General features: G+C 39.1%; 11 protein-coding genes. 7 read left to right on the top strand and 4 right to left on the bottom strand.

Annotation, left to right across the window (positions count from 1 at the left end; genetic code table 11):
• Positions 1-66: 66 nt before the first annotated feature.
• From FJN11_RS04945 to nrdH, 4 genes are all read right to left on the bottom strand, one after another.
• Positions 67-834, bottom strand: a complete 768-nt coding sequence (locus FJN11_RS04945; protein WP_000917573.1) for a DeoR/GlpR family DNA-binding transcription regulator — start codon at positions 832-834, stop codon at positions 67-69.
• Positions 835-976: 142 nt separating this feature from the next.
• Positions 977-1,939 carry a class 1b ribonucleoside-diphosphate reductase subunit beta gene (nrdF, locus tag FJN11_RS04940; RefSeq protein WP_000451364.1) on the bottom strand — a complete coding sequence of 321 codons (963 nt, stop codon included), beginning with the start codon at positions 1,937-1,939 and terminating at the stop codon, positions 977-979.
• 195 nt (positions 1,940-2,134) lie between these two features.
• Positions 2,135-4,294, bottom strand: a complete 2,160-nt coding sequence (gene nrdE / locus FJN11_RS04935) for a class 1b ribonucleoside-diphosphate reductase subunit alpha (RefSeq protein ID WP_049552745.1) — start codon at positions 4,292-4,294, stop codon at positions 2,135-2,137.
• Between the two features lie 80 nt (positions 4,295-4,374).
• Positions 4,375-4,593 (bottom strand): glutaredoxin-like protein NrdH, encoded by a 219-nt coding sequence (nrdH, locus tag FJN11_RS04930; protein WP_000259240.1) that lies wholly within the window; start codon positions 4,591-4,593, stop codon positions 4,375-4,377.
• A 350-nt stretch (positions 4,594-4,943) separates the two neighbouring features.
• Between nrdH and FJN11_RS04925 the strand changes: the two genes are divergently transcribed.
• The 7 genes from FJN11_RS04925 to FJN11_RS04895 all read left to right on the top strand — a co-directional run bounded on the left by FJN11_RS04925 (position 4,944) and on the right by FJN11_RS04895 (position 18,188).
• A complete protein-coding gene (locus tag FJN11_RS04925; RefSeq protein WP_000146947.1) occupies positions 4,944-5,207 on the top strand; it encodes a phosphocarrier protein HPr in 264 nt (87 codons plus the stop codon).
• Between the two features lie 5 nt (positions 5,208-5,212).
• Positions 5,213-6,946 (top strand): phosphoenolpyruvate--protein phosphotransferase, encoded by a 1,734-nt coding sequence (gene ptsP / locus FJN11_RS04920; RefSeq protein WP_004241506.1) that lies wholly within the window; start codon positions 5,213-5,215, stop codon positions 6,944-6,946.
• Positions 6,947-7,088: 142 nt separating this feature from the next.
• The gene (gene adcAII / locus FJN11_RS04915; protein WP_049490059.1) at positions 7,089-8,006 is read left to right on the top strand and encodes a zinc-binding lipoprotein AdcAII; all 918 of its coding nucleotides are present in this window, start codon (positions 7,089-7,091) and stop codon (positions 8,004-8,006) included.
• 7 nt (positions 8,007-8,013) lie between these two features.
• Positions 8,014-10,545 carry a pneumococcal-type histidine triad protein gene (locus tag FJN11_RS04910; protein ID WP_140224226.1) on the top strand — a complete coding sequence of 844 codons (2,532 nt, stop codon included), beginning with the start codon at positions 8,014-8,016 and terminating at the stop codon, positions 10,543-10,545.
• Positions 10,546-10,702: 157 nt separating this feature from the next.
• Positions 10,703-13,300 carry a pneumococcal-type histidine triad protein gene (locus tag FJN11_RS04905; RefSeq protein WP_140224225.1) on the top strand — a complete coding sequence of 866 codons (2,598 nt, stop codon included), beginning with the start codon at positions 10,703-10,705 and terminating at the stop codon, positions 13,298-13,300.
• A 180-nt stretch (positions 13,301-13,480) separates the two neighbouring features.
• The gene (adcAII, locus tag FJN11_RS04900) at positions 13,481-14,371 is read left to right on the top strand and encodes a zinc-binding lipoprotein AdcAII (RefSeq protein WP_425471103.1); all 891 of its coding nucleotides are present in this window, start codon (positions 13,481-13,483) and stop codon (positions 14,369-14,371) included.
• 7 nt (positions 14,372-14,378) lie between these two features.
• Complete coding sequence (locus FJN11_RS04895) at positions 14,379-18,188, top strand: pneumococcal-type histidine triad protein (protein WP_140224223.1); 3,810 nt, start codon at positions 14,379-14,381, stop codon at positions 18,186-18,188.
• Positions 18,189-18,204: the final 16 nt, after the last annotated feature.

Below are 18,204 nucleotides of genomic sequence, written 5' to 3'. Positions count from 1 at the left end.
AATGCGTCATATCAAGATTCTTATTTTCTTGATATGACGCATTTTATTTTTTATCAATCCTCAGTTTTATGGTTTAGAAAGAATAATTTTTGTTTGTTTTGAAAGTTGTTCAAACGTTTCTTTGCTCAGTTTAGAGTCCGAAACGATGGTATCAATATCAGAGATATTATAGAAGGTATAAAAATCAAATTTATTGAACTTACTATTGTCAGCTAGTAAGTATTTTTTATTGGAATTATTGAGGGCGATGCGTTGTGATTCGCCTTCCTCTTCACTAAAGGTCGCAATCGCATTGTCCTTAATACCATTACAGCTAACAAAGGCTTTAGAAAATTGTAAATTGGCCAAGTTTTGCAAGGTTAGTGTTCCCACAAAGGCTCCAGTGATAGAGCGATAGTTGCCACCGATTAAAATCAAATCTGTTAGTTTTCGTTCGTTTAGGATGAGAAAGACTGGTAAACTGTTTGTTACAACACGAATATTATCAATTGGAAGTTCACGGGCAAAAGATTCCAAGGTTGTCCCTGGACCAATAAAAATGGTTTCACCTTCATCGATTAAATGGCCTGCAAAACGGCTAATTTCTTGTTTTTCTGCAATCTGTAAGCTTTGTTTTTCAATATTGGAACGTTCATTGTTTAAAATGGAGCCTGTGCGAATTTTCTCAGCTCCCCCGTGTACTCGAACAAGTAAATCTTTGTCTGCCAACTCTTGCAAGTAGCGTCTAGCAGTCATATCTGACACATCCAAGCGAGTCATGATTTCTTTTACAGTAATAGTTCCCTTTGTATTTACCGTTTCTAGAATATTATCTAGTTTTTCCTGCTTTAACATCGTTATCACCTCTATTTCTATTACTATTTTATCATAAAGTATTCAATCAATCAATTTAAAAAACAAAAGAAAACAAAAACAAAAATATCATGGTTGTTTTAAACAAACCATGATATTTGTTATCAGTTCTGGGATAATTGAATTAATCCAAACCGTAGTTGTAGTCATCGTCTTGCATAGCTTCAACTTCACCAAGAAGGTAACCATTTCCGACTTGAGAGAAGAAGTCGTGGTTGGAAGTTCCTGTTGAAATACCGTTCATGACGATTGGGTTGACATCATCAGCTGAATCTGGGAAGAGTGGATCTTGTCCCAGATTCATGAGTGCCTTGTTAGCATTGTAGCGAAGGAAGGTTTTGACTTCTTCTGTCCAACCAACACCGTCATATAGGCTTTCTGTGTAGCCTTCTTCATTCTCGTAAAGAGTGTAGAGCAGGTCGTACATCCATTCTTTGAGTTTTTCTTGCTCTTCTTCAGGCAATTCATTGAAACCAAGTTGGAATTTGTAACCAATGTAAGTTCCGTGAACAGACTCGTCACGAATGATCAATTTAATGATTTCCGCAACGTTGGCTAGTTTGTTGTTACCGAGGTAGTAGAGTGGTGTGAAGAACCCAGAGTAGAAGAGGAAGGTTTCAAGGAAGACGCTGGCTACTTTCTTTTCAAGTGGACTACCGTTTAGGTAGATTTCGTTGACAATCTCAGCCTTCTTTTGGAGGTACGGATTGGTATTGGTCCATTCGAAAATTTCTTCAATCTCAGCCTTAGTATTCAAGGTAGAAAAGATTGATGAGTAAGATTTAGCGTGGACAGATTCCATAAATTGGATGTTATTGAAAACAGCTTCTTCATGTGGTGTACGGATGTCTGCGCGAAGGGCTTGAACCCCAGTTTCAGATTGCATGGTATCCAAGAGAGTTAATCCACCAAAGACTTTACCGACCAGGTCTTTTTCCTTGTTTGATAACTTTCTCCAGTCATCCAAGTCATTTGACAAGGGAATACGTGTATCAAGCCAGAATTGCTCCGTCAGTTTTTCCCAAGTTGATTTGTCGATGACATCTTCGATGGCATTCCAGTTAATGGCTTTGTAGTAAGTTTCCATTTTGAAATCTCTTTCTGTGTTTAGTATTGTGAACTCACAATTACTTCTATTTTATCATAATTCTAGAGGAGTATCGTACAAAAAGTCGGAAGTCCGACTTTTGTGTTTTTCCATAGTATAGATGCTTATTCCAGTTTAGTTTAGCAGGGTGAATGAATCACGAATCTGAGAAAATGTAGCTTCCTCAAGCAAAGATTAAATCACACAGCTTTCACATTGGTTGGCACCGACTTCTCCACCGTCATCTGTAAAGGTACGGACGTAGTAGATAGACTTGATACCCTTGTTAAAGGCATAGTTACGAAGGATAGACAAGTCACGTGTCGTTTGTTTGTTTTCTTTCTTCCATTCGTATAGACCTTTTGGAATGTCACTACGCATGAAGAGGGTGAGTGAAAGTCCTTGGTCCACGTGCTCAGTTGCAGCAGCATAGACATCAATCACCTTACGCATATCCATGTCGTAAGCAGAAGTGTAGTAAGGAATAGTTTCTGTTGACAATCCTGCAGCTGGATAATAGATTTTACCGATTTTCTTTTCTTGACGTTCTTCGATACGTTGTGTAATTGGGTGGATAGAAGCAGAAACATCGTTGATGTAACTGATAGAACCATTTGGCGCTACAGCAAGGCGATTTTGGTGGTAAAGACCATCTGCTTGAACCTTGTCACGAAGTTCAGCCCAATCAGCTGCACTTGGGATAAAGACATCTTTGAAGAGTTCTTTAACACGGTCTAATTTTGGAACAAACTCGCCAGTTATATACTTGTCGAAGTAGCTTCCGTTAGCATAGTCTGATTTTTCAAAGTTATGGAAGGTGATACCACGTTCACGAGCGATATTGTTTGACTCAACCAAAGTCCAGTAGTTCATAAGCATAAAGTAGATGCTTGTAAATTCAACAGACTCAGGCGATCCATATTCAATCAATTGTTGTGCAAGGTAGCTGTGAAGTCCCATGGCACCAAGTCCAAAGGTGTGAGCTTGGCTATTTCCATGGTCGATGGTAGGCACAGCTACGATGTGTGAACTATCTGTAACGAAAGTAAGGGCACGAACCATAGCACGGATAGAACGACCAAAGTCAGGTGAAGTCATCATGTTAACCACGTTGGTTGAACCAAGGTTACATGAAACGTCCGTTCCCATTTGAAGGAATTCTTGAGCATCGTTGATCAAGCTTGGTTCTTGGACTTGAAGAATTTCAGAACACAAGTTACTCATGATAATCTTACCATCAACAGGGTTTGCACGGTTAGCCGTATCAATGTTGACTACATAAGGGTAACCAGACTCTTGTTGCAATTTAGAGATTTCAGTTTCCAAATCACGCGCCTTGATTTTTGTCTTGCGGATATTTGGATTTGCGACTAGTTCATCGTATTTTTCAGTGATATCGATGTAGTTAAATGGCACACCGTATTCAAGCTCTACAGAGTATGGGCTGAAGAGGTACATTTCTTCATTTTTACGAGCTAGTTCGTAGAATTTATCTGGTACTACAACACCAAGCGAAAGGGTCTTAACACGAACTTTTTCATCAGCGTTTTCTTTTTTAGTTGAAAGGAAGGCGATAATATCTGGGTGGAAGACGTTGAGGTAGACAACACCGGCACCTTGACGTTGCCCCAATTGGTTTGAGTAAGAGAAGCTATCTTCGAAAAGCTTCATAACAGGAACGACACCTGAAGCAGCTCCTTCATAGCCTTTGATAGGTGCACCAGCTTCACGAAGGTTGCTGAGGGTAATTCCCACACCACCACCGATACGTGAAAGTTGAAGAGCTGAGTTGATAGAACGTCCGATAGAGTTCATATCATCAGTTACTTGGATTAGGAAGCAAGATACTAACTCCCCACGGCGAGCACGTCCAGCATTCAAGAAGGAAGGAGTAGCAGGTTGGTAGCGTTGGTGGATGATTTCATTGGCAATATCGATTGCAACAGCTTCATTGCCATCAGCGAAATAAAGGGCGTTAAAGAAGACACGGTCTTCCATGCTTTCAAGATAATATTCACCGTCATTAGTCTTTAAGGCATATTGATTGTAAAACTTATAGGCAGCCATGAAAGACTTGAATTGGAAGTTTTGTTCTTTAATAAATTGAGCTAATTCTTCCAAAAATTCTGGACGGTATTTCTTGATAAAGGCTGTTTCGATGTAGTTGTGTTCAATGAGGTAGTTGATTTTATCTTTGATTGAATCAAAAACCATAGTGTTTGGAACTACATTTTCTTTAAAGAAGGCATCCAAGGCTTCCTTATCTTTATGAAGCATGATTTGTCCATTGACAGGACGGTTGATTTCGTTATTGAGACGGAAGTAAGTCACGTCCTCAAGATGTTTTAATCCCATAAAATTTCCCTTATCTAATTACAAAAGAAAGGCTTCTAAGTTAGCCCTAGAAGCAGTTTCTTCTGGATGATGTACTAAGATTATGCTAATTGTTTCAATTTTCCTGGTTGGAAACCTGAAAAGACTTCAGTTGGTGTTTGGATAACAGGAGCTGCGCTGAAACCGAGCTCTTTAACTTGATCGATATACTCAGGTTGCTCATCAAGATTGATTTCACGATAAGCGACATTATTACTGTCCAAGAAACGTTTGGTCATCTTACATTGGACACAGTTGTTTTTAGAATAAACGGTTACCATTGTGTAACTCCTCTTTCAAAATAGATTACTTTCTTAGTATATCAGAAAATAAATTTTTGTCAATGATTTGAAACTAAATATAGTGGTCTATTTTTCTGCTCAAGCTCACAAAACACAATATGTAGTGTTTGTTTTGTGAGATAGTGATAATTATCCTATAAGTTGTTTTTTGAAAAACTATATCCTGTGTTTTGTTATCTAGAATAGAAGATTTTCAGCAAGTTATCTGAAAGGAAATCGAATAAATCCCATAAAATGCTTGAAAAAAATCCTAGAAGATGATATAATACCAAATTGTAAGGGTTATCACATATAACTCAAAAAAGAAAGAACAAAAGGAGAGTCAAACTATGGCTTCTAAAGATTTCCACGTAGTGGCAGAAACAGGTATTCACGCACGTCCAGCAACATTGTTGGTACAAACTGCAAGCAAATTTGCTTCAGATATCACTCTTGAGTACAAAGGTAAGTCAGTTAACCTTAAATCAATCATGGGTGTTATGAGTCTTGGTGTTGGCCAAGGTGCTGACGTAACTATCTCAGCTGAAGGTGCAGATGCAGATGACGCTATCGCTGCAATCTCAGAAACAATGGAAAAAGAAGGATTGGCATAAGGAAAATGACAGAAATGCTTAAAGGAATCGCAGCATCTGATGGTGTTGCAGTTGCAAAAGCATATCTACTCGTTCAACCGGATTTGTCATTCGAGACTGTTTCAGTCGAAGATACAAACGCAGAAGAGGCTCGTTTGGATGTAGCTCTTGAAGCTTCTCAAAACGAGCTTTCTCTTATCCGTGAGAAAGCTGTAGGTACGCTTGGTGAAGAAGCGGCTCAAGTTTTTGACGCTCATTTGATGGTTCTTGCTGACCCAGAATTGATCGGTCAGATTAAAGAAACAATTCGCGCTAAGAAAGTCAATGCTGAAGCAGGTCTTAAAGAAGTGACTGACATGTTCATCACTATCTTTGAAGGAATGGAAGACAATCCATACATGCAAGAACGTGCAGCGGATATCCGCGACGTGACAAAACGTGTATTGGCAAATCTTCTTGGTAAGAAATTGCCAAACCCAGCTTCTATCAATGAAGAAGTAATTGTGATTGCGCATGACTTGACACCATCTGATACAGCTCAATTGGACAAAAACTTTGTAAAAGCTTTTGTAACAAATATCGGTGGACGTACAAGCCACTCAGCTATCATGGCACGTACACTTGAAATTGCAGCTGTATTGGGAACAAATAACATCACTGAAGTAGTGAAAGACGGTGATATCCTTGCTGTTAACGGAATTACTGGTGAAGTGATTATCAACCCAACAGATGAACAAGCGGCAGAATTTAAAGCAGCTGGTGAAGCTTATGCTAAACAAAAAGCTGAATGGGCACTTTTGAAAGATGCTCAAACAGTGACTGCTGATGGTAAACACTTCGAGTTGGCTGCTAACATCGGTACTCCAAAAGACGTTGAAGGTGTTAACAACAACGGTGCTGAAGCTGTTGGACTTTACCGTACAGAGTTCTTGTACATGGATTCTCAAGATTTCCCAACTGAAGATGAGCAGTATGAAGCATACAAGGCTGTTCTTGAGGGAATGAATGGTAAACCAGTGGTTGTTCGTACAATGGATATCGGTGGAGATAAGGAACTTCCTTACTTCGATATGCCACACGAAATGAACCCATTCCTTGGATTCCGTGCCCTTCGTATCTCTATTTCTGAAACTGGAGATGCAATGTTCCGTACACAAATCCGTGCCCTTCTTCGTGCTTCTGTTCATGGTCAATTGCGTATCATGTTCCCAATGGTTGCCCTTTTGAAAGAATTCCGTGCAGCTAAAGCAGTTTATGAAGAAGAAAAAGCAAACCTTCTTGCTGAAGGTGTTGCAGTTGCGGATGACATCCAAGTTGGTATCATGATTGAAATCCCTGCAGCAGCGATGCTTGCAGACCAATTTGCAAAAGAAGTAGACTTCATGTCAATTGGAACAAACGACTTGATCCAATACTCAATGGCAGCAGACCGTATGAACGAGCAAGTTTCATACCTTTACCAACCATATAACCCATCAATCCTTCGCTTGATCAATAACGTTATCAAGGCAGCTCACGCTGAAGGTAAATGGGCTGGTATGTGTGGTGAGATGGCTGGTGACCAAAAAGCTGTTCCACTTCTTGTCGGTATGGGCTTGGATGAGTTCTCTATGTCAGCAACATCAGTCCTTCGTACACGTAGCTTGATGAAGAAATTGGACACTGCTAAGATGGAAGAGTACGCTAACCGTGCCCTTACAGAGTGTTCAACAATGGAAGAAGTTCTTGAACTTCAAAAAGAATACGTTAACTTTGATTAATCGAAAAGTCCTTGCAACTAAGTTGCAAGGTTTTTTTATAGTTTAATAGCAGAAATTTTATTAACTAGTTCATAAAAAGCTTGACAATAAAAAAAATCGGAGTAGAATATTAACTAGTTAAATAACTAGTTAAGGAGTTTTTATGAAGAAACAAAATTTGTTTTTAGTGTTGTTAAGTGTCTTTCTTTTGTGTTTAGCTGCTTGTGGGCAGAAGGAGAGCCAGTCAGGTAAAGGGATGAAAATTGTGACCAGTTTTTATCCTATCTATGCCATGGTCAAGGAAGTATCTGGTGACTTGAATGATGTTCGAATGATTCAGTCAAGTAGCGGAATTCACTCCTTTGAACCTTCAGCAAATGATATCGCAGCCATCTATGATGCAGATGTCTTTGTTTACCATTCTCATACACTTGAATCTTGGGCAGGAAGTCTGGATCCCAATCTAAAAAAATCCAAAGTTAAAGTTTTAGAAGCTTCAGAAGGAATGACATTGGATCGTGTCCCTGGTCTAGAAGATGTGGAAGCAGGTGATGGAGTTGATGAAAAAACGCTTTATGATCCTCACACTTGGCTAGATCCTGAAAAAGCTGGCGAAGAAGCCCAAATTATCGCTGATAAACTTTCAGAGGTTGATAGTGAACACAAAGAAACTTACCAGAAAAATGCGCAAGCCTTTATCAAAAAAGCTCAAGAATTGACTAAGAAATTCCAGCCTAAATTTGAAAAAGCGACTCAGAAAACCTTTGTAACCCAACATACGGCCTTTTCTTATCTAGCGAAGAGATTTGGACTTAATCAACTTGGTATTGCAGGCATCTCTCCAGAACAAGAACCAAGTCCAAGACAACTAACAGAAATTCAGGAATTTGTTAAAACCTATAAGGTTAAAACGATTTTTACAGAAAGTAATGCTTCTTCGAAAGTAGCTGAAACTCTTGTCAAATCAACAGGTGTGGGTCTTAAAACTCTGAATCCTTTAGAGGCAGACCCACAAAATGACAAGACTTATCTAGAAAACCTAGAAGACAATATGAGTATTTTAGCAGAAGAATTGAAATGAGGAGATTATGAAAATCAATAAAAAATATCTAGCTGGGTCAGCAGCTGCACTTGTTTTAAGCGTCTGTGCTTATGAACTAGGTTTGCATCAAGCCCAAACTGTAAAAGAAAATAACCGTGTTTCATACATCGATGGCAACCAACCAAGCCAAAAGGCAGAGACTTTGACACCTGATGAAGTCAGTAAAAAAGAAGGTATAAATGCCGAGCAAATCGTTATCAAGATTACGGATCAAGGTTATGTGACTTCTCATGGAGACCATTATCATTACTATAATGGCAAGGTTCCTTATGATGCTATCATTAGTGAAGAACTGCTGATGAAAGATCCAAATTATCAGTTGAAGGATTCAGACATTGTCAATGAAATTAAGGGTGGTTATGTGATTAAGGTAGACGGGAAATACTATGTTTACCTGAAAGATGCAGCTCATGCGGATAATATTCGAACAAAAGAAGAAATCACTCGTCAGAAGCAGGAACACGGTAGTAATCACGGAGGTGGTTCTAGCGATAAAGCGGTAGTCGCTGCTAGAGCTCAAGGCCGCTATACAACGGATGATGGTTATATCTTTAATGCGTCTGATATCATTGAGGACACGGGTGATGCCTATATCGTTCCTCATGGCAATCATTTCCACTATATTCCTAAGAGTGACTTGTCTGCCAGTGAATTAGCTGCAGCTCGAGCCTTCCTAGCTGGGAAAGGTAATCAACCAAGCTCAGTTGGATATCGTCCTTCAACAAATTCTTCTAGCAGTAGCGCATCAGAGGCATCGAATAATAGTTCATATGGACAAACGAATCAAAGCAATGTTGAGGTAAATACCAGAAGATGGACTCCAAGTGTTAGCCCACAAGTGGATAATAGCTATCAAGCTAGTCCGAGTGAAGACGTATCCAGTCTCTTGAAACAACTTTATGCCTTGCCACTCAGTCAACGACATGTGGAATCAGATGGACTTGTCTTTGATCCGGCGCAGATTACAAGAAAAACTGCGAATGGTGTTGCAGTGCCACACGGAGATCATTATCACTTTATTCCTTATTCTCAAATGTCTGATTTAGAGCAGAAGATTGCGAGAATGATTTCTGAAAATTATCAAGGAAATCATACTACTGCAGGTGGCAAAGAATTAAAACCAATTCCGAATCCAAGTCTTCCAAATTTAATTCCATCTCCTGTTTTGCCAGCTCTTACCTTAAAACCTTTGAAACCTATTGTAAAGCCGGCTCCTACTCCAAATCCTAAAATAGACTCAAATTCTTCTTTGGTTAGCCAGCTGGTACGAAAAGTTGGAGAAGGATATGTATTCGAAGAAAAAGGAATCTCACGCTATGTCTTTGCGAAAGATTTACCATCTGAAACTGTTAAAAATCTGGAAAACAAGTTATCAAAACAAGAGAGTGTGTTACACGCTTTAACTGCTAAAAAAGAAAAGGTTGCTCCTCGTGACCAAGAATTTTATGATAAAGCATATAATCTGTTGGCCGAGGCTCATAAAGCTTTGTCTGAAAATAAGGGTCGTACTTCTGATTTCCAAGCCTTAGACAAATTAGCAGAACGCTTGAATGATGAATCTTCTAATAAAGGAAAATTGGTAGATGATTTATTGGCATTCCTAGCACCAATTACCCATCCTGAGCGACTTGGAAAACCAAATTCTCAAATTGAATATACCGAAAACGAAGTTCGTATTGCTCAATTAGCTGATAAGTATACAACGTCAGATGGTTACATTTTTGACGAACATGATATTATCAGTGATGAAGGGGATGCCTATGTAACAACTCATATGGGTCATAGTCACTGGATTGGAAAAGACAGCCTTTCTGATAAGGAAAAAGCTGCGGCTCAATCTTATACTAAAGAAAAAGGAATTCTACCTCCGTCAGCAGACGCAGATGCTCAAGCAAATCCAACTGGAGATAGTGCAGCGGCTATTTACAATCGTGTGAAAGGGGAGAAACGAATTCCACTCGTTCGACTTCCATACATGGTTGAGCATACAGTAGAAGTTAAAAATGGTAATTTAATCATTCCTCATAAGGATCATTACCATAACATTAAATTTGCTTGGTTTGATGATCATTCATACAAGGCTCCAAATGGTTATACTCTGGAAGACTTATTTGCGACGATTAAGTACTATGTTGAACATCCTGATGAACGTCCACATTCTAATGACGGATGGGGAAATGCCAGCGAGCATGTCTTAGGTAAGAAAGACCACAGTGAAGATCCCAAAAAGAACTTCAAAGCGGATGAAGAACCAGTAGAGGAAACACCTGCTGAGCCAGAAGTTCCTCAAGTAGAGACTGAAAAAGTAGAAGCCAAGATCAAAGAAGCAGAAGCTTTACTTGCTAAAGTAACGGATGCTAGTCTGAAAGCCAATGCGACAGAAACCCTAGCTGGTTTACGAAATAACTTGAACCTGCAAACCATGGATAATAATGGTATCATGGCAGAAGCAGAAAAATTACTTGCGTTGTTAAAAGGTAGTAATCCTTCACCTGTAAATAAGGAAAAAACAAATTAATGAAAAATGGGAGTCTCGATAAAGAGACTTTCATTTTTATTATGTATATACGAAAAATTCTTGACAAGCAGTACTAAAAAGAGTAAACTATTAACTAGTTAATTAACTGGTTTATTATGTTATAGTGAATCAAATAGAGTTAAGAAAAGAGGAAAGAATGAAAATCAATAAAAAATATCTAGCTGGGTCAGCAGCAGCACTTGTTTTAAGTGTCTGTGCTTATGAACTAGGTTTGCATCAAGCTCAAACTGTAAAAGAAAATAATCGTGTTTCATACATTGATGGTAACCAACCAAGCCAAAAGGCAGAGACTTTGACACCTGATGAAGTCAGTAAAAAAGAAGGTATTAATGCCGAGCAAATCGTTATCAAGATTACGTATCAAGGTTATGTGACTTCTCATGGAGACCATTATCATTACTATAATGGCAAGGTTCCTTATGATGCTATCATTAGTGAAGAACTGCTAATGAAAGATCCGAATTATCAGTTAAAAGATTCCGATATTGTCAATGAAATTAAGGGTGGTTATGTCATTAAGGTAGACGGGAAGTATTATGTCTATCTTAAGGATGCAGCGCATGCTGATAATGTTCGCTCAAAAGAAGAAATCACTCGTCAGAAGCAGGAACACGGTAGTAATCACGGAGGAGGTTCTAGCGATAATGCGGTAGTCGCTGCTAGAGCTCAAGGCCGTTATACAACGGATGATGGTTATATCTTTAATGCCTCTGATATCATTGAGGACACGGGTGATGCCTATATCGTTCCTCATGGCAATCATTTCCACTATATTCCTAAGAGTGACTTGTCTGCCAGTGAATTAGCTGCAGCTCGAGCCTTCTTATCTGGTAAAGGTAGTCAAACAAGCTCAGTTGGGTATCGTCCTTCAACAAATTCTTCTAGCAGTAGCGCATCAGAGACATCGAATAGTAGTTCATATGGACAAATGAATCAAAGCAATGTTGAAGCAAATACCAGAAGATGGACTCCAAGTGTTAGACCACAAGTGGATAATAGTTATCAAGCAAATCCAAGTGAAGACGTATCTAGTCTCTTAAAACAACTTTATGCCTTGCCACTCAGTCAACGACACGTGGAATCAGATGGACTTGTCTTTGATCCAGCACAGATTACAAGAAAAACTGCGAATGGTGTTGCAGTGCCTCACGGAGACCATTATCACTTTATCCCTTATTCTCAAATGTCTGATTTAGAACAGAAGATTGCAAGAATGATTTCTGAAAATTATCAAGGAAATCATACTACTGCAGGTGGTAAAGAATTAAAACCAATTCCGACTCCAAGCCTTCCAAATCCAACTCCGACTCCAATCCCTGCTCCAGAGCCTACCCCGATACCAAGTCCACAACCTGTACCAAATCCTCAACCAACTCCAAGCAATCCAATTGATGGAAAATTGGTAAAACAGGTGATTCGAAAGGTGGTTGATGGTTATGTCTTTGAAGAGAATGGAATTTCGCGTTATATTTCTGCCAAGGAACTTTCAGCAGAAACTGTTGCAGCCATTGATGATAAACTTGCTAAACAAGAAAGTTTGTCTCATGAGTTAGGAGCTAAGAAAACCAATCTTGCATCTGGTGATCAAAAATTTTACAACAAAGTTTATGATTTACTAGCAACAGTTCATCAAGATTTGGTTTCCAATAAAGGGCGCCAAGCTGATTTTGACGCTTTGGATAGACTATTGGAACGTCTCAACGATGAGTCAAGTGATAAAGTTAAGTTAGTTGATGATATCCTTGCTTTTCTAGCGCCGATTCGTCATCCAGAACGTTTAGGAAAACCAAATGCACAAATAGCTTACACAGATGATGAGATTCAAGTAGCCAAGTTGGCAGGAAGGTATACAACAGAAGATGGCTATATCTTTGATCCTCGTGATATCACCAGTGATGAGGGGGATGCCTATGTAACTCCGCATATGAGCCACAGTCATTGGATTAAGAAAGAAAGTTTGTCTGAAGCTGAAAGAGCAGCAGGTCAAGCTTATGCTAAAGAGAAAGGTTTGACGCCTCCTTCAACAAATCATCAAAGTTCAGGAAATACTGAGGCTAAGGGAGCAGAAGCGATTTACAATAGAGTAAAAGCAGCTAAGAAGGTACCACTTGACCGTATGCCTTACAATCTCCAACATACTGTGGAAGTTAAAAATGGAAGTTTGATTATACCTCATTATGACCATTACCATAACATCAAATTTGAGTGGTTTGACGAAGGACTTTATGAGGCACCTAAGGGGTATACTTTAGAAGAGCTATTTGAAACTGTGAAGTATTATGTCGAACATCCAAACGAACGTCCGCATTCAGATAGTGGTTGGGGCAATGCGAGCGACCATGTTCAAAGAAACCACAATAGTCAAGCTACTAACAATCAAACAGAGAAACCAACAGAGGAGAAAACTCAGACAGAAAAAATTGAGGAGGAAAAACCTCGCGAAGAAAAACCGAAAAATGAGAAAGCACAATCTCCAAAACCAAAAGAACCAGAGGAATCAGAAGAAGAATCACCATCGGAACCAGAGGAACATCAGGTTGAAACTGAAAAGGTTGAAGAAAAACTGAGAGAGGCGGAAGAGTTACTTAAAAAGATTAAGGATCCAATTCTTAAGTCCAATGCCAACGAAACTCTTACAGGATTAAAAAATAATCTGTTATTTGGTTCTCAGGACAACAATACTATTATGGCAGAAGCTGAAAAGCTATTAGTCTTGTTAAAGGAGAGTAAGTAACTATACAACTATTATAGAAGATAAAAAGGGAGCAGAATATGGATTCTGTTCTCTTTTTTATGAAATTGTGTAAAAATTCTTGACATATTTTCTAAATAAAGATAAACTATTTACTAGTTAATTAAATGGTTAAACACTAGTTAAGGAGTTATAGTGAAAAAGAGGACGATTTTAGTATTGATGATCAGTGTATTGGCTCTGGTATTAGCTGCTTGTGATCAAAAGGAAAGCCAGTCAGGTAAAGGGATGAAAATTGTGACTAGTTTTTATCCTATCTATGCCATGGTCAAGGAAGTATCTGGTGACTTGAATGATGTTCGAATGATTCAGTCAAGTAGCGGAATTCACTCCTTTGAACCTTCAGCAAATGATATCGCAGCCATCTATGATGCAGATGTCTTTGTTTACCATTCTCATACACTTGAATCTTGGGCAGGAAGTCTGGATCCCAATCTAAAAAAATCCAAAGTTAAAGTTTTAGAAGCTTCAGAAGGAATGACATTGGATCGTGTCCCTGGTCTAGAAGATGTGGAAGCAGGTGATGGAGTTGATGAAAAAACGCTTTATGATCCTCACACTTGGCTAGATCCTGAAAAAGCTGGCGAAGAAGCCCAAATTATCGCTGATAAACTTTCAGAGGTTGATAGTGAACACAAAGAAACTTACCAGAAAAATGCGCAAGCCTTTATCAAAAAAGCTCAAGAATTGACTAAGAAATTCCAGCCTAAATTTGAAAAAGCGACTCAGAAAACCTTTGTAACCCAACATACGGCCTTTTCTTATCTAGCGAAGAGATTTGGACTTAATCAACTTGGTATTGCAGGCATCTCTCCAGAACAAGAACCAAGTCCAAGACAACTAACAGAAATTCAGGAATTTGTTAAAACCTATAAGGTTAAAACAATTTTTACAGAAAGTAATGCTTCTTCGAAAGTAGCTGAAACTCTTGTTAAATCAACAGGTGTGGGTCTTAAAACTCTGAATCCTTTAGAGGCAGACCCACAAAATGACAAGACTTATCTAGAAAACCTAGAAGACAATATGAGTGTTCTAGCAGAAGAATTGAAATGAGGAGATTATGAAAATAAATAAGAAGAAACTTGCTGCTGGTGCAGCTGTCGTCCTTTCTTTAAGTCTGTGTATTTATGCATTGAATCAACATCAGACAGGAGAGAATAAAGATACGAATCGTGTATCTTATGTCGATGGGAAACAAGACACTCAAAAAACAGAGACACAAACACCAGATCAAGTCAGCAAAAAAGAAGATATCCAGGCTGAACAGATTGTTGTGAAAATCACTGATCAAGGTTATGTGACTTCACACGGTGATCATTTCCATTATTATAATGGGAAAGTTCCTTTTGATGCGATTTTCAGTGAAGAACTTTTGATGAAAGATGCCAATTATCAACTTAAAGACGCTGATGTTGTTAACGAAATCAAAGGTGGTTACATTATCAAGGTGGATGGTAAGTATTATGTTTACCTTAAGGATGTGGCACATGCGGATAACGTTCGTTCGAAGGACGAAATTGAACGCCAAAAACAAGGTCATACTCACGATGCACCAACATCTAATAGTGCAGTGGCGCTTGCTCAATCTCAAGGTCGCTATACTACTGATGATGGCTACATCTTTAATGCATCTGATATTATAGAGGATACTGGTGATGCTTATATCGTCCCTCACGGAGGACATTACCACTACATTCCAAAGAGTTCCTTGTCTGCTAGTGAATTGGCTGCAGCACAAGCTTACCTCTCTGGAACTAGAAATCAGCCTAGTGTGACTGACTATCGTCCAAGTACAAATGGGACTGGTCAAACTCCCAAGCCTATTCAACAGGCTGAAATACCAAGTAATAAATCCGAGAGTCTTCAAAGTCTATTACAGCAGCTTTATGCTCTTCCAAGTACTCAACGATATACTGAATCGGATGGTTTGACTTTTGACCCTGCTAAGATTTCAAGCAGAACACCAAGTGGTGTAGCGATTCCTCATGGAAATCACTATCATTTCATTCCATATACAAAGCTTTCTGCATTAGAAGAAAAGATTGCGAGAATGATTCCTCTAACTAGTGACAGTGAGAAACCAACACCATTGGAGAATCCAAGCAAACCAGCAGAAAAACCTACTCAGCAAAACCATCATCATGAGCAAGACGGTGACCATGGAAGTCAGGCACCTAAGCATGACGAACATAAACATGACGCTCATCATGATGAAGACCATGATCATGGTTTTGATGCCAATCGTGTCATCAGTGAGGATGATCAAGGCTTTGTCATGTCACACGGTGATCATAATCATTACTTCTTTAAGAAAGATTTGACAGCAGAGCAAATTAAGTCGGCTCAAGATCATTTAAGAGGTAAGACGCCAGTAACACCAAGTCCAGCACATGATGATGAACACGATAAAGATAATCATGGGAACCATCATGATGAAGACCATGATCATGGTTTTGATGCCAATCGTGTCATCAGTGAGGATGATCAAGGCTTTGTCATGTCACACGGTGATCACAATCATTACTTTTTCAAGAAAGATTTGACAGCAGAGCAAATTAAGGCCGCCCAAAATCATCTGAAAAGTAAAACGCCATCAGTACCAAGTACAGCCCATGAAGATTACGATGAAGATACACACGGTCATCACCATGACGAACATGGCCATGATTTTGATGTCAATCGAATTATCAGTGAAGATGCGGCAGGATTTGTCATGACTCACGGAGACCATAATCATTACTTCTTCAAGAAAGATTTGACAGCTGACCAAATTAAGGCCGCGCAGGATCATTTGAGAGGTAAAACGACAGTAACACCAAGCCCAGCCCATGATGATGAACACGATAACGATAATCATGGCCACAAACATGATGAAGACCATGATCACGGTTTTGATGCTAATCGTGTCATCAGTGAGGATGAACAAGGCTTTGTCATGAGTCATGGTGACCACAATCATTACTTCTTCAAGAAAGATTTGACAGCAGAGCAAATTAAGGCAGCTCAGGATCATTTGAAAACACATCATGATGCGGAGCCTGTAAAACCTCTTGCTAAAACGGTAGAGTCTTTCTCAAGAGATGCTAGCGATGAAGAAAAGATTGCTTATATTTCTAAAACATACGGAGTTCCACTTGAAGCGATTAGAATTTCAAACGGATTCTTTGTCTTTGGAAATCCAGACCAAGCCTACGATCCAACTCATATCCATCCATACGCTGTTCGTAAGGAACATGTTCGACTCCCACTCCAAACTGGAAATCCAGAACTTGATTTCTTAAATGAACTCTATACCACTGCTTTGCGAGATGGTGTGTCTCCATATAGCTTGCAGGTAGAAAATGGTAGTTTTGTGATTCCTCATGGCGACCACAATCATTACATCAAGGTTCAAACTAAGGGATATGAAGTGGCTTTGAAAAACAAGATTCCAGCCCTACAATCCAATTATCAACCTGGAGCTTTTGATGAGAAGGCAGTTTTGGCAAAAGTAGATCAACTTTTAGCTGATAGCAGAAGCATCTACAAAGACAAGCCTATCGAACAAAGACAGATTGAGTTGGCTTTGGGTCAATTTACTGAAAACATGAAGAAACTTTCAACCAACTCGACTGCAGGTTATCTTGCAACACTTGACCTCTTTGATAAGCAATATATCCATATTGATGAAAGTGTCAAACCAGTTGAAACAAGTCCATTAGACAAGAAATATCAAGCCTTGATTGATAAAATCAATACACTAGATACAGATTCTTATGGACTTCCTAAGAAAGACCTTCTGGTTCGACTCCAAGAAGCTAAATTGGCTAAAGATGAGGCTGCTTTAGCAGCGGTTGAATCACAACTTCAAGCTCTTCAAGACTTTAATGATCGAACAGGTGTTACAACTGTAGAATACATCAAGTATTTCTACGAACACGTAAATGACGGTCGTTTAAATGATGAACTTCGAAACAAAGTGGCTCAGTTGACTTGGACCTTGTATCAATCTCAATCCTTCCTTAAGGCAGCGGAATTGAACAAATTGTTCCCAAGTATCTATCAAGCAAAACAAGAAGTAGAAGAAGCTTTAAAAGCTCAACCAACCATTGCTAAATCGACTAAGACAGTTCTAGATACTGAAAAAGTTGATAACCAAAGTGCTAAGACAGCTATTTATGGCTTCTTGAAAGAATTGTACGGAGACTTCATGCCCGAAGAACATGTCAATCATGTTAGCAAGGAAGAAGTAGAAAGTCTCTTGAGCAAGGCAACTCAACTCTTGGAACAAATCCAAGAAGAAGGAATCAGACAATCCTTGGCAGAAGAAGTAGAAAATCTCAAAGCTGCTACAAACAAGGTTGATGCAGACTTGGATGAAGTAAACAGCCAGGTAAAAGATGTCTTGACTCGTATCGCTAGCGCCCTTCAACAAGAGAAGGAAAATGCAGAGCAAGATCCTCAGACACTTGTACTTTATCAAAAACTCTACGATATTCTTATGTCGCTTCACGCATACTTAGAAAACAATAAGGGTTCTGATGCCGACTTTGATAAGGTGGATGCATTACTAGATCAACTTTCTGCTAAGAGTAAGGATAAAGCTGCTTTACTTGAATTGACAAAAACTATCCTAGTCTTGAATCAAGAAATCAAGTCAAAAGCTAGCGCAAGTGAAGAAGCAAGTCCAGCAACAAATGCTGAAGCAAATACTGATAAGACCAGTCCCGAAACAGAAACATCAACAGCTGAGAAATCTAACAGTGAAACTGCAAGCAACGAAAACAAAGCAAGCAACACAATCGATTCTAAACCTGCTGAATTAGCTTCAGAAAAGGAAACAACAGAATCTACAACAAGTACTGGAAATCAAGACAAACCTGCTGAATAACTAAAAAAGACGAGGT

The sequence above is a fragment of the Streptococcus symci genome (assembly GCF_006385165.1).
Classification (GTDB): domain Bacteria; phylum Bacillota; class Bacilli; order Lactobacillales; family Streptococcaceae; genus Streptococcus; species Streptococcus symci.
Note: the sequence above shows the minus strand (reverse complement) of the source record. Positions and strands in the feature narration are given on the sequence as shown.